The organism is Pantoea sp. MBLJ3 (assembly GCF_000816655.1).
Classification (GTDB): domain Bacteria; phylum Pseudomonadota; class Gammaproteobacteria; order Enterobacterales; family Enterobacteriaceae; genus Pantoea; species Pantoea eucalypti.
Genome location: NZ_JSUT01000005.1, coordinates 898,883 through 911,203, shown reverse-complemented (window position 1 = coordinate 911,203; position 12,321 = coordinate 898,883). Strand labels below are relative to the sequence as shown.

General features: G+C 53.2%; 13 protein-coding genes. 4 read left to right on the top strand and 9 right to left on the bottom strand.

Translation table 11 applies throughout. The annotated features are described in order from the left end of the window. Positions 1-379: 379 nt before the first annotated feature. The gene (gene dsbB / locus NP77_RS10625) at positions 380-910 is read left to right on the top strand and encodes a disulfide bond formation protein DsbB (RefSeq protein ID WP_033762785.1); all 531 of its coding nucleotides are present in this window, start codon (positions 380-382) and stop codon (positions 908-910) included. A 58-nt stretch (positions 911-968) separates the two neighbouring features. On the opposite strand, the gene NP77_RS10620 is transcribed toward dsbB, so the two are convergent. From NP77_RS10620 to NP77_RS10610, 3 genes are all read right to left on the bottom strand, one after another. Continuing rightward, positions 969-1,415: a YcgN family cysteine cluster protein gene (locus NP77_RS10620; RefSeq protein WP_003852723.1), complete on the bottom strand. Its 447-nt coding sequence runs from the start codon at positions 1,413-1,415 to the stop codon at positions 969-971. A gap of 65 nt (positions 1,416-1,480) precedes the next feature. Further along, a complete protein-coding gene (locus tag NP77_RS10615) occupies positions 1,481-2,140 on the bottom strand; it encodes a fumarylacetoacetate hydrolase family protein (protein ID WP_039660080.1) in 660 nt (219 codons plus the stop codon). Positions 2,141-2,455: 315 nt separating this feature from the next. Next, positions 2,456-2,731 (bottom strand): YcgL domain-containing protein, encoded by a 276-nt coding sequence (locus NP77_RS10610; RefSeq protein ID WP_003852719.1) that lies wholly within the window; start codon positions 2,729-2,731, stop codon positions 2,456-2,458. A gap of 155 nt (positions 2,732-2,886) precedes the next feature. Between NP77_RS10610 and minC the strand changes: the two genes are divergently transcribed. Genes minC through minE form a run of 3 tightly spaced genes read left to right on the top strand, consistent with a single transcriptional unit; the run spans position 2,887 to position 4,719 of the window. Beyond that, the gene (gene minC / locus NP77_RS10605) at positions 2,887-3,600 is read left to right on the top strand and encodes a septum site-determining protein MinC (protein WP_008925313.1); all 714 of its coding nucleotides are present in this window, start codon (positions 2,887-2,889) and stop codon (positions 3,598-3,600) included. 33 nt (positions 3,601-3,633) lie between these two features. Then, positions 3,634-4,446: a septum site-determining protein MinD gene (minD, locus tag NP77_RS10600; RefSeq protein WP_003852716.1), complete on the top strand. Its 813-nt coding sequence runs from the start codon at positions 3,634-3,636 to the stop codon at positions 4,444-4,446. 3 nt (positions 4,447-4,449) lie between these two features. After that, positions 4,450-4,719, top strand: coding sequence for a cell division topological specificity factor MinE (minE, locus tag NP77_RS10595; protein WP_008925314.1), 270 nt, complete (start codon positions 4,450-4,452; stop codon positions 4,717-4,719). A 53-nt stretch (positions 4,720-4,772) separates the two neighbouring features. Here the strand turns inward: minE and rnd are convergent, their stop codons facing one another. The 6 genes from rnd to NP77_RS23685 all read right to left on the bottom strand — a co-directional run bounded on the left by rnd (position 4,773) and on the right by NP77_RS23685 (position 12,140). Continuing rightward, positions 4,773-5,894: a ribonuclease D gene (gene rnd / locus NP77_RS10590; RefSeq protein WP_003852713.1), complete on the bottom strand. Its 1,122-nt coding sequence runs from the start codon at positions 5,892-5,894 to the stop codon at positions 4,773-4,775. Positions 5,895-5,991: 97 nt separating this feature from the next. Further along, positions 5,992-7,668: a long-chain-fatty-acid--CoA ligase FadD gene (fadD, locus tag NP77_RS10585; protein ID WP_156137296.1), complete on the bottom strand. Its 1,677-nt coding sequence runs from the start codon at positions 7,666-7,668 to the stop codon at positions 5,992-5,994. 207 nt (positions 7,669-7,875) lie between these two features. Then, positions 7,876-8,472, bottom strand: coding sequence for a Slp family lipoprotein (locus NP77_RS10580; protein WP_003852709.1), 597 nt, complete (start codon positions 8,470-8,472; stop codon positions 7,876-7,878). Positions 8,473-8,532: 60 nt separating this feature from the next. Beyond that, positions 8,533-9,231, bottom strand: a complete 699-nt coding sequence (gene tsaB / locus NP77_RS10575) for a tRNA (adenosine(37)-N6)-threonylcarbamoyltransferase complex dimerization subunit type 1 TsaB (RefSeq protein WP_008925317.1) — start codon at positions 9,229-9,231, stop codon at positions 8,533-8,535. A 44-nt stretch (positions 9,232-9,275) separates the two neighbouring features. Continuing rightward, the gene (locus tag NP77_RS10570; protein ID WP_008925318.1) at positions 9,276-11,192 is read right to left on the bottom strand and encodes an ATP-dependent DNA helicase; all 1,917 of its coding nucleotides are present in this window, start codon (positions 11,190-11,192) and stop codon (positions 9,276-9,278) included. Positions 11,193-11,972: 780 nt separating this feature from the next. Further along, positions 11,973-12,140 carry a hypothetical protein gene (locus tag NP77_RS23685; protein ID WP_003852701.1) on the bottom strand — a complete coding sequence of 56 codons (168 nt, stop codon included), beginning with the start codon at positions 12,138-12,140 and terminating at the stop codon, positions 11,973-11,975. Between the last annotated feature and the right edge of the window lie 181 nt (positions 12,141-12,321).

The window sequence follows — 12,321 nt, the reverse complement described above, 5'->3', positions numbered from 1 at the left end:
GGGCGTAGTCGCATATTTCAGAATGGCTGACAATCTAATCTGCTGCGCAGAGACAACCGTCATCAGAACAGTTTTATGGGCTGAAACAACCTGTGTCCCCGAACAGCATAATGGCGTTCTGAATGCGTGGAATGTTCGCGCAGGATAGTTGCTGCCAGCCGTTTCACTGACTGCCTTATGCGACCCACTCTCTCCGCCTGACTGATTTCAATCGCCGTGCTGATGCGACCTCCGCGGCGATAGCCTCTGCAGATCCTCATTTAACCTGTTCTGGATCAGAATCAGGTCATGTTTGCACACGATTTTTCCTTGCGACTGGCTGGTTTGCAAACGCTTTTGGTTTACACTGCGTGGCATTAACGTTTACAGGGAATGCAATATGTTGCGATATCTGAATCAATGTTCACGGGGCCGTGGAGCCTGGTTATTGCTGGCACTGACGGCGCTTGCACTGGAATTGACGGCACTCTTTTTTCAGCATGTGATGGGCCTGAAGCCCTGCGTAATGTGTATTTATGAGCGTAATGCCCTGTTTGGTGTGCTGGGTGCGGGTCTGGTGGGCGCAATTGCGCCTAAATCGCCGTTGCGTCTGGGCGCGCTGGCCTTGTGGATCTACAGTGCCTGGGAAGGACTGCGTCTCTCCTATGAACATACGATGATTCAGTTGCACCCTAACCCATTCACCACCTGTGATTTCGCCGCACGCTTCCCCAGCGGATTACCGCTGGATAAGTGGATGCCATCCGTGTTTCAGGCTACCGGTGATTGCGCTGATCGCAGCTGGACGTTCCTGACGCTCAGCATGCCACAGTGGATGATTGTGGTATTCGCCGGTTATCTGCTGGTTGCGGCGCTGGTACTGATTGCCCAGCCGCTAAAACCAAAACGTCGCGATCTCTTTAGTCGCTGAGATCAGGAAAGGCTGCCAATGGCAGCCTTTTTTTCATATCCCGACTCACGCGACGCGTTTAGCCGTTGCGATCGGGGCGATCGATAATGTGATCTTCCCAATCCCGCACTTCACTCTCGCGCACGGCAATATACCTTACAGAAATACGCTTCGCGTGCATGGCGGTTTTAGAACCGGCTCGCAGCGGATGCCAGGCGGGGAGATCTTTACCTTCACCCAGCAACCGGTATGCACAGGTACGCGGTAACCAGTTAAACGTGGTCAGATTTTCGCGCGTTAACTTGATGCAATCCTCTTCAAGTTCGAAGCGGCGCTCATAGTTGCGGCACTGGCAGGTTTTAATATTGAGCTGATTACAGGCGACATTGGTGAAGTAGATCTCATCGGTGTCTGCGTCCTGTAACTTGTTCAGGCAACACTGTCCACAACCATCACACAAGGATTCCCATTCCTCATCGCTCATTTGTGCCAGGCGTTTTTGTTGCCAGAAAGGGGTGTCTGTCATGATGATTTGTCCGGGTTGTGCCTAAACCGCACCTTATAAAGCCTATGCTGCGGTGATGCAAGTTTTTAGAGTACGCGCGTGCTGATGCCGTGACCCGCAAGGGAGACTTCCACCTGATCACCCGAGCGCATCGGGCCCACCCCTTCTGGCGTACCGGTCAGAATTACGTCACCGGCGCGCAGGGTAAAGTAGTGGCTCATGTGGGCAATCAGCGGCAGGATTTTATGAATCATATCTTCGGTGTTACCGTGCTGCCGCACTTCACCATTCACCACCAGTTTCAGTTCGACATTCTGCGGATCGCCACTGAAGTCTGACACCGGGATAAAACCGGAAACCGGACAGGCGTTATCAAAACCTTTGGATTTTTCCCAGGGCTGGCCTGCTTTTTTCAGCCCGGACTGCAGATCACGCAATGTCAGGTCCAGCGCCACGCCATAACCTGCAATCGCTTTAGCCACATGTGCCTCCGTCGCCTGCTTCAGCGTCCCGCCAATCAGCACGGCCAGTTCGACCTCGTGATGAACTTCGCCAAATGCGTCGGGAATAGAGAGCGGCTGGCGTAAATCACACAGCGCTGTTTCCGGCTTGATAAAGATCACCGGCTCAGTCGGCGTTGCGCTGCCCATTTCTTTAATGTGTTTTGCGTAATTACTGCCCACGCAAACCACTTTACTGACCGGAAAATCTAACAGAGCGCCTTGCCAGTTACGATGCTGATACATGCTCATCCCCTGTTCAGGTTAGGTGTGATGCCAGCGCTGCTGGCGGGTTGATGTTTGCTTTTGTGTTGATCGAAATGCCAACCTCATGGCGTGATAATAAGATCCTTTTAACGGTCCGGGGGATGGAATTTGTCAAAAAGCGTAAATGGCGGCGCTGAGGTGCTGAATAATCGTACAAATCAGGCGAAAAAAATGGGCAGGAAATTTAGAAACGGGTGAAACAGATAAGCTGCGCCGTTAATTTTACGCAGCGTCGGGCAATATTATCCTGCCAGGATCACGCCGACAGGATTTATATTTACAGAAGAATCTGAGTTAAACTTTTTTATCAGCCTCTAAATGAATTTTTAGCAGACTTTCAATCGGCGGAGGAAGTTGCAAATAATAGCCCTGCTCACTCAATCCCTGCTTAACTTTATTGATATCTGCATTTGCCAGCCTGTCGCGGCCCGCCAGCTTTAGCACCATCGCCAACTGCGGCTTGCCAAACCCTTTCAGCAATTCTTCAGGAACGCGCGAGAAATCGTCCTTTTTTTCTACATAGAGATAAGTCTGGTCACGTAACGGGCTTCTGTAGATCACACAAAACATATTTTTTACTCGAATTAACCGGCGTTGAGGCTTGTCTGAATATAGCTGTAACTATAACATGCTTGCAGAACTTCGAATATTCACCGTTAGCGCTTCAGTGATGATTTTATCATCGCCTTGCTAACGGTAGTGAAAACAGGACTGAGTCGGGACAGATGTCGCAAACGCCAATCGAATTCAAAGGTAGCAGTTTCACCCTATCTGTCGTCCATTTGCACCACCATGACCCTGCGGTGATTCGTAAGGCACTTCAGGACAAGATTGATCAGGCTCCGGATTTCCTGAAAAACGCACCGGTTGTACTTAACGTCGCCACATTGAGTGCCGAGGTTAACTGGAAACAGTTGCAGCAGGCGATTCTCGCCACCGGTTTACGTATTGTCGGCGTAAGCGGCTGCAAAAATGACGCACTGAAACGCATGATATCCCGGGCAGGCCTGCCGGTTCTGGCAGAAGGCAAAGAGTCCAGACCGCGTGCAGAAGCGCCACCACCCGTGCCAGTTCCTGAACCGCTGCCGGTGGTCACCGAAACGGTGGCAACGAAAACACGCATCGTGAACACGCCGGTGCGTTCAGGCCAGCAGATTTATGCGCGTGACGCTGATTTGATTATCACCAGCAGCGTCAGCGCCGGCGCCGAACTGGTCGCCGATGGCAACATTCATATTTACGGCATGATGCGCGGTCGCGCACTGGCGGGTGCCAGTGGTGATCGCAATTGCCAGATTTTTTGTACCAACCTGGCCGCCGAGCTGGTCTCGATTGCCGGAGAGTACTGGATCATGGATCAGATCCCGCAAGAATTTTTTGGTAAAGCCGCGCGTCTGTGCCTGCAGGATGGCGCGCTGACTATCCAGACACTTAATTAGGCCCCTTTTCTTTTGTTAAGGAAATCAACATTTATGGCACGCATTATTGTAGTTACATCCGGTAAAGGGGGCGTTGGTAAGACCACGTCAAGCGCGGCCATCGCCACCGGTTTAGCGCAGAAAGGCAAAAAGACGGTCGTTATCGACTTTGATATCGGTCTGCGTAATCTGGATTTGATCATGGGTTGTGAACGCCGCGTGGTTTATGACTTCGTCAACGTTATCCAGGGCGATGCCACGCTGAACCAGGCGCTGATTCGCGACAAACGCACTGAGCAACTCTACATTCTGCCCGCCTCGCAGACCCGTGATAAAGATGCGCTGACTCGCGAAGGTGTTGAAAAAGTTCTGAACGACTTAGCCGCTATGGAGTTCGATTTCATCGTCTGCGATTCACCGGCAGGGATTGAAACCGGTGCACTGATGGCGCTCTATTTTGCTGATGAAGCCATTATCACTACGAACCCGGAAGTCTCATCTGTACGTGACTCCGACCGTATCCTCGGTATTATTTCGTCTAAATCGCGTCGTGCGGAAAACAGTCAGGATCCGGTGAAGGAGCATCTGCTGCTGACCCGCTATAACCCTGGCCGGGTTAACCGTGGCGATATGCTGAGCATGGAAGATGTGCTGGAGATTCTGCGCATTCCTCTGGTTGGCGTGATTCCTGAAGATCAATCGGTGTTACGTGCCTCTAACCAGGGTGAACCGGTGATTCTTGACGGCGAATCTGATGCTGGCAAAGCCTATGCCGATACCGTTGAACGGTTGCTCGGTGAAGTACGCCCCTTCCGCTTTATCGAAGAAGAGAAGAAGGGTTTCCTGAAACGCCTGTTCGGGGGATAAACCATGGCATTACTTGATTTCTTTTTATCCCGGAAGAAGAACACTGCCAACATAGCCAAGGAAAGGCTGCAGATTATCGTGGCAGAACGGAGAAGGGGCGACAGTGAGCCCCATTATCTTCCGCAACTTAAGCGCGACATTCTGGAAGTGATTTGCAGATATGTGAAGATCGATCCCGAAATGGTGACTGTGCAGCTCGATCAGAAAGGTGACGATATCTCGATTCTGGAGCTGAACGTAACGTTGCCGGAAACGGATGAAGTGACTAAATGACGCTGACGGTTTCCTGAATTTCCCCTGCGCTCTGGCAGGGGAAATTTTTACCGTTAACAACCCGCCAGAATCTCCTCAATGCCGGGTTTCAGCAGTTCGCCCCGCCATCCGGTCAGTAACTCCGGTTGACGTCCCTGTGGCTTAAGCCCCCAGTGCTGGCTTAATACCTGATTAATCTGACGTCGTGACGCCAGTAATTCCTGACTGAACCCACTCTGCCCGCTGACTTGCTGCACCAGAGCTTTCATCGCTTTAAACACCTGCTTGTAATCAGGATGGTCGATCAGATTGCCCAGCGGAGCCGGCAGTTCACTTTCATCCAGCGCCTCTGCTTCGGCCACCAGCGCCACCAGCGTTTTACCGTGGAAACGGATTTCATGACCTGACAGTCCCAGATGATCCAGCTCACCCAGTGAACCTGGCATAAAGCGCGCGACTTTCCACAGGTGCTCTTCGCGCACAACAAAGTTAACCGCCATATCCTTTTCACGCGCCAGTTTCAGACGCCAGGCCGCCAGTCGCTGCAACGCGGCCAGTTGACGCGGACGCAATTGCCAGGCATTGGTGATATCCCGCCAGGCTTCATCCGGCGAAAGGCTATCCAGACGGCGCTGACAAAGATTGTCGCACTCACTGAGCGCCGCCGCCATGTTGCCGGCCTCTTCAGTGTTGATCATCAGCTGGCGCGCAATCGGCAGCAGATAGTGAACGTCTGCCGCCGCATATTCGCACTGACGCTGGGTCAGAGGGCGTGCCAGCCAGTCGGTGCGTGATTCACTTTTATCGAGTTCGACCTGCGTGAAATGCGCCACCATTGAGGCAAAGCCCCAGGAGAGCGGCTGGCCGGAGAAGGCTGCCAGAATCTGTGTATCGATCATCGGTGTCGGCAGCACGCCGAAACGGTGCAGGAAGACTTCCAGATCTTCACCTCCGGCATGGAGGAATTTGGTGACACGGGTGTCGGTAAGCAACGCAATAAAGGGTGACCAGTCACGGATATTCAGTGGGTCAATCAGCACCAATTGGTGATCGTCGAACAGCTGGATCAGGCCAAGCTGAGGATAGTAAGTACGGGTACGGACAAATTCGGTATCCAGTGCCACCGCCGCCTGCTGGCGCGCTTTCTGACACACGTCTGCCAGTTGATCATCCTGGTCGATAAGGGAATAGTTCACGTCTGATTTCCACCGCAGCTAACAACGCGCGGCGCTCCATGTTAAAAACAATAAAAACGCCGGACATGCCGGCGTTCAACCTCAATTTTGCCCGGATTCAGCTCGCGCCGGGTTTTACCTCGTCACGCAACTCGCGCCGCAGAATCTTGCCGACGTTGGTTTTGGGCAAATCATCACGAAACTCAATGATCTTCGGCACCTTGTAGCCTGTCAACTGACGGCGGCAGTGATCGAGCACGTCTTCTTTAGTCAGTGACGCGTCTTTTTTCACGATACAGACTTTTACGGCTTCGCCAGAAAGATCGCTCGGCACACCAATTGCCGCCGCTTCACGCACTTTAGGATGCTGCATCAGCACATCTTCGATTTCATTCGGATAGACATTAAAACCGGAGACCAGAATCATATCTTTTTTGCGGTCAACGATGCGGATAAAGCCTTCCTGATCAACGGTAACAATATCACCGCTGTGGAGCCAGCCATTTTTCAGCACTTCCGCTGTCGCTTCCGGATGCTGCCAGTAGCCCAGCATCACCTGGGGACCTTTGATGCAGAGCTCACCCGGCTCACCTGGCGGCACTTCGTTGCCATCGTCATCCAGAATCCGCACGTCTGTCGAGGGCACCGGCAGGCCGATACTGCCGGTATGACAGCTGATGTCATACGGATTGACTGACACCAGCGGCGAACATTCGGTCAGGCCATAGCCTTCCAGCAGATAGTGTCCGGTTAGCTTTTCCCAGCGTTCCGCCACCACTTTCTGCACAGCCATCCCGCCACCGGCCGAAAGACGCAGCGTTGAGAAATCGAGCTTATTGAACTGCTCATCGTTGAGCAGCGCATTGAACAGCGTGTTCACGCCAGTGATCGCGGTAAACGGAAATTTACCCAGCTCCTTAACGAAGCCAGAAATATCACGCGGATTCGTGATCAGCAGATTCTGACCGCCCAGCTCCAGGAAAAGCAGGCCATTCACTGTTAAAGCGAAAATGTGATAAAGCGGCAGCGCAGTGACGACAAACTCTTTACCGTCGCGCAGCACTTTACCGTAAGTCGCGCGGGTCTGCTCCAGGTTCGCCTGCATGTTGCGATGGGTCAGCATTGCCCCTTTGGCTACGCCGGTCGTGCCGCCGGTGTACTGCAGGAAAGCGAGATCGTCATTTGAGACGGTCGGACGCTGATAATTGAGTGTGGCACCCACGTCCAGAACATGACGAAAGGAGATGGCGCCAGGCAGATGATATTTAGGCACCAGCTTCTTCACATACTTGACGATAAAGTTAACCAGCGTCGCTTTTATGGGTGCCAGCTGATCGCCCATCCGCGTCAGAATGACATGACGCACCGCGGTTTCCGCCACCACTTTTTCCAGCGTGTGGGCAAAATTCGAGACGATGACGATGGCGCTGGCACCGCTGTCATTGAGCTGATGCCTGAGTTCACGTGGCGTATAGAGCGGGTTAACGTTGACCACCACCATGCCAGCGCGCAGCACACCAATCAGGGCCACCGGATACTGCAATAAGTTAGGCATCATCAGGGCCACGCGGTCACCCGCTTTCAGGCCCAGTTGCTGCTGGAGATAGGCGGCAAACGCGCGGCTCTTCTCCTCCAGCTGACGGTAACTCATCTTCTGACCCATGTTTATAAACGCGGGTTGATCAGTGTAGCGTTTTACGGCCTGCTCAAACAGATCCACCAGCGAGGTGTAACGATCTGCACTTATTTCGGCAGGCACATCTGCCGGGTAGCGTTTCAGCCAAACCTTATTCAAGGATTCACCCCGATAATTATGTTGTATTTCCATCGCTGCCTCAGCCAATCTGTTTTTTTAACAATATTTTAACTGATTGTACCAGTTTGCCTGGTTTGGCATGTTGAGGTTGCGAAGTGCATCACTAAATTTCGTGCAGCGAAAACAGGCAAATAAAAAGCCCGGCAGCGAGCACCGCAACCGGGCTGGATATCACCTTTTTCACCGTTACTCGGTCAGTATGGTTTGCACCTCAGTCGGCCCACTGTTAACCATACCCCAGTAAGGATTTGGGCCCCAGTAGCCGCCGCGATGACGAGTCGGACCATACCAGATCCAGGGATCCATTGGCTGAGGCGGTGCTGTTACCTGTTGCGCGAGACGCCAGCGCTGGTAACCTCGTACATCGATAACGGCAAATTTATAATCTGCCTCACCAATTTTGCCCTGCTCCGTTCCCTTCAGGGTACCCAGCACAGTGACATACTGGTTTCTGACATCCACTGGATCAACGAAGCCGTGGATATCGGCATAAATCCGCCCCACCGACGCCGCCCCCAGACGCGGTCTGGCGCTATCGTCCAGCGGCTGTGCAGCAATCTCAAGCCGGGTTTTGCCGTTCAGATTAGTGACATTCACGACCTTGCCGCCAAAGCGAGATTCCTGCCCGACGAAGATCGAAGGATCGCTCATGACCCGCAACAAATCCTGCTGCGGCTGAGGCGAGCTGCCCTGCAGTGTGTCGGGAATCGAGACACAACCGGTTAACGCCAGCACACAGGTCAGCAGCAGACCTGAAAGCCCTTTACCACACATTGACGACATAGACGTTCTCCCGTTAGGTAAAGACTTAGACTGGACGCATAACAATAAGTTGCGTGCATTTTACCGGCCAGGTAATTTTTTCCAGGCGACTTCATTACGCAGATAAGTGGGCTCCGCCGTCTCCGGCAGCAGCGTATTCCCCTGCGCCAGAGCAAGTATCGCCAGCGGCAGCATATCCTGAGCGGCAGGCAGCGTGACCTCACTGGCAATCAGCGTCAGTTCATGTCCCTGCTGCAGGCCAGGATAAGCCTGCCAGCCGGTGCCAGCGGTCATCCATTCACCAGAGAGCGACTGCATGCGTGCCAGTGCCGCTTCCGGCGACAACACACTTTCGCTGGCTTCGCCCTGCCAGGCACCGTGCTCATCACGCTGATATTCGGCCCAATAGACTTCGCCCATCCGCGCGTCAATCGCCGTTAATACCCGGGTTGCCCCGTGAAGGCGCCATGCGCCTTCCGCCAGCGTCGCGAGGGTAGAAACCGCGATCATCGGCAGTGCTGCGCCCAGTGCAAGGCCCTGCGCAATGCCAATGCCAATGCGTACGCCAGTAAAACTGCCCGGGCCGCGACCAAAGGCGAGCGCGTCCAGTTCGGTCAGTTCCAGCTGCTGTGCCAGCAGGAGCTCTTCGACCAGCGGTAAAATACGCTGGGTATGATCACGCGGGGCGATCTCGAATCGGGCATCAATCTGTTGCTGATTCAGCAAGGCAGCTGAACAGGCTTCTGTCGCCGTATCCAGCGCTAAAATTCGGGCTGACATGACCACCTCAGAAGAAAGAAAACGGCGCGCATATTAGCATAAAATTATGCGTCTGGTTCGGGTTGCTGACGGATAAAGGCGATGGCGCGGTCAATGTCCCGGGTGCGCGGCGTAGGTGGCAGGCTGTTGAGAAATAACGCGCCATAAGGACGCGATACCAGCCGCTGATCGCAAATCACCAGCACACCCCGATCATCCGTATCACGGATCAACCGCCCCACCCCCTGCTTCAGCGTGATCACGGCATCCGGTAGCTGCACATCCGTGAAGGGATCGCCGCCACGAATCCGGCAATCTTCCATTCTGGCTTTTAACAGGGGATCTTCCGGCGAGGTGAACGGCAGTTTATCAATAATGACCAGCGACAGCGCATCACCCCTCACATCAACCCCTTCCCAGAAACTGCTGGTCGCCACCAGCAGGGCGTTGCCTTTGTCGATGAACTGTTTCAGTAACTGACCTTTGCTGGTTTCACCCTGTACCAGCACAGGCAGGGTCATTGAGGCGCGAAATTCTGCCGCCAGTTCACGCATCATCAGGTGCGATGTGCAGAGGAAGAAACAGCGGCCTTTGTTGGCATCGATCAGCGGTTTCATCATCGCGGCCAGCTGGCGGGCGCCGCCGGGACGGTTAGGCTCAGGCAGATTGCGCGGCACGCAGAGCAGTGCCTGCTTCGCAAAGTCAAACGGGCTATTCAGAATCAGGCTCTTTGCCGCATTCACACCCAGTCGTTCGGCGAAATGGGCCATTTTTTCATCCACCGCCAGGGTGGCCGAGGTGAAGATCCACGCCGCTTTACGGTTGTCCATCACCTCCCGGAAGCGTTCAGCGACCGAGAGCGGCGTCAGCGCCAGAATAAAATGACGCGACGTACATTCATACCAGTAGCTGTAGCCCGGCTCGTTAATCGCCCGTAACCGTTTTAAGCGGGTACGGTAAAGCGCGGCGCGCTCAAAGGCGGCATCCAGCAGAGCTGAACGACCCAGCGAGAGTTTGATAACGTCGTAACAGAGCTCCAGCGCATCGTCCAGCAGGGTGAACATGCGCAGTATCTGGTTATCGCTCAGCAGTTCGCGCAAATTACCGCGATAACCCGGATCGCCTAATGACAGGCGGAAATCCTGTGCGCATTGCGCCAGTCGATCAGCTGATTTCTGCAGTTGCTGGGCATCACGCACTTCCGTGCGGTAGGCGGTAATAATATCTTTAGCCAGATCGAGTAACTGGCGGCTGGAGAGTTGCTGACCAAAATACTGGCTGGCGATATCGGGCAACTGATGGGCTTCATCGAAGATCATCACATCAGCCTCGGGAATCAATTCGCCAAAGCCCCCCTCTTTTACCACCAGGTCGGCAAGAAACAAATGGTGGTTAACGACCACCACATCAGCGTCCATGGCGCGCTTACGTGCCATGACCACAAAACACTCTTTATAGCGCGGACAATCCGTGCCCAGGCAGTTGTCGTTGGTGCTGGTCACCAGCGGCCAGATCGGGCTATCTTCGGTCACACCCGCACAGCTGCTGATGTCGCCATCTTTTGTCTGTGATGACCAACTGCGCAGCGTCACCAGATCGGTTAGCGCCTGCACGGTGAGCTCACCACCGGCCATCGACTGCTGTTCCATGCGTTCCAGGCAGAGATAGTTAGATCGCCCTTTCAGCAAGGCCGTTTTCCCTTTGAACTTCAGTGCCTTAATCATGGTGGGCAGATCGCGGCCATAAAGCTGATCCTGCAGCGCTTTTGAGCCGGTGGAGACAATGACTTTTTTTCCGGCCCGCAAGGCGGGTGCCAGGTAAGCATAGGTTTTGCCGGTGCCGGTGCCGGCTTCAACCACCAGTTCACCCTGCTGTTTTACGGCTTCAGATACCGCCTGCGCCATCTCACGTTGTGCTTCACGCGGTTTAAAACCTGCGATCGCCAACGCCAGTGCGCCATCCACTGCAAAATCGTCTGCCACATACCCTCTCTAAGAACGGCAAAAACACTGTAATTATGTCAGTATTGGATAAACAAATCAAAATCGATAAATATCAACAGGTTGAGGTTTTAGCCGTTTCAGGTGCGGCGGTACGTGACCCGAAAGTACGATAAGAAAACCTGAAATTTTACCGCTTCATTAAATACCCTGCTGAATAAGCTAATTAATAACAGGGACATTATTCCATTCGCTTTTTAATCTGTAAGGCGATAAACCGCCGTGCATCCGCGCAGGAATCGCTAAAGGTTTTCATCGATGCGAATGTCAGTGAGACTAATGACTGAAGGATTTTATCCGGGCAGTTTATCTGAACAACCCGAGCGGTCAGAGGTCATCACCAGGGTGTTGTTTAGCCAGATTCCAGCAACCCGGGTAAAGCTGAAAAGGCGCGGAGAGAAGTGAGTCAATGAGACCGGTGTAGAAACCGCAAAACTGCGCGACTGACGGTTTTGCGGCGTGAGTCAGAATTCAGAAGAAATAGAGGTCGTCAGACAACCGTTTCAAACGCCTAAACATCCTTTTCTAAGGGATCGTTTTCCTCATCCTCTTCTTCATCTTCCGGATAGATCTCAGCATCATCTGGCAGCGGTTCATCGTAATCAGGACGTTCAGACATAATTACCTCCGGTGATAAATAGCAAGGCTGCTATTTCAACTGATCATAGTTAACACTCACTGGAGGCCGCACACTTTCCACCTGAAATGTGAACCAAACGTGAATTCACTGTAATGGACTGAAAACAGCCCAACCGCACCTTGCTAATGATGCAGGTACAGTGCACCCGCCAGCATGATGATGAACAGCACGGCAAAGGTAACAAATCCCTGCTTACTGCCTTTGGATAACCCCACAAATGCCGCGATAACAATAAACAGCAGCGTCAGAGCGCCAGCCATTACCCAAAAAAGATACTGCGTATTCGCCATGCTTTAATCCTCAACCTGTGGCGCAATCTCATGACTGATTTATAACATTTTTAAGCCGCCAGTTCCCCTAATTCCGTGTTTCTTATCCCCTGTCAGCGCTAACAGCAGGCGCGATTAAGGACACTTCATTGTCAGCGCAGTTAGCGCCACAGTGTGATGCAGTTATCAAATGCAAATGAAC

Excerpts from the sequence above, each read along its gene's own strand:
- minC (WP_008925313.1), top strand. The coding sequence starts at position 2,887 with ATGTCGCAAACGCCAATCGAATTCAAAGGTAGCAGTTTCACCCTATCT.
- tsaB (WP_008925317.1), bottom strand. The coding sequence starts at position 9,231 with ATGTCAGCCCGAATTTTAGCGCTGGATACGGCGACAGAAGCCTGTTCA.
- NP77_RS23685 (WP_003852701.1), bottom strand. The coding sequence starts at position 12,140 with ATGGCGAATACGCAGTATCTTTTTTGGGTAATGGCTGGCGCTCTGACG.
- NP77_RS10615 (WP_039660080.1), bottom strand. The coding sequence starts at position 2,140 with ATGTATCAGCATCGTAACTGGCAAGGCGCTCTGTTAGATTTTCCGGTC.
- minD (WP_003852716.1), top strand. The coding sequence starts at position 3,634 with ATGGCACGCATTATTGTAGTTACATCCGGTAAAGGGGGCGTTGGTAAG.
- NP77_RS10620 (WP_003852723.1), bottom strand. The coding sequence starts at position 1,415 with ATGACAGACACCCCTTTCTGGCAACAAAAACGCCTGGCACAAATGAGC.
- minE (WP_008925314.1), top strand. The coding sequence starts at position 4,450 with ATGGCATTACTTGATTTCTTTTTATCCCGGAAGAAGAACACTGCCAAC.
- NP77_RS10610 (WP_003852719.1), bottom strand. The coding sequence starts at position 2,731 with ATGTTTTGTGTGATCTACAGAAGCCCGTTACGTGACCAGACTTATCTC.
- NP77_RS10580 (WP_003852709.1), bottom strand. The coding sequence starts at position 8,472 with ATGTCGTCAATGTGTGGTAAAGGGCTTTCAGGTCTGCTGCTGACCTGT.
- dsbB (WP_033762785.1), top strand. The coding sequence starts at position 380 with ATGTTGCGATATCTGAATCAATGTTCACGGGGCCGTGGAGCCTGGTTA.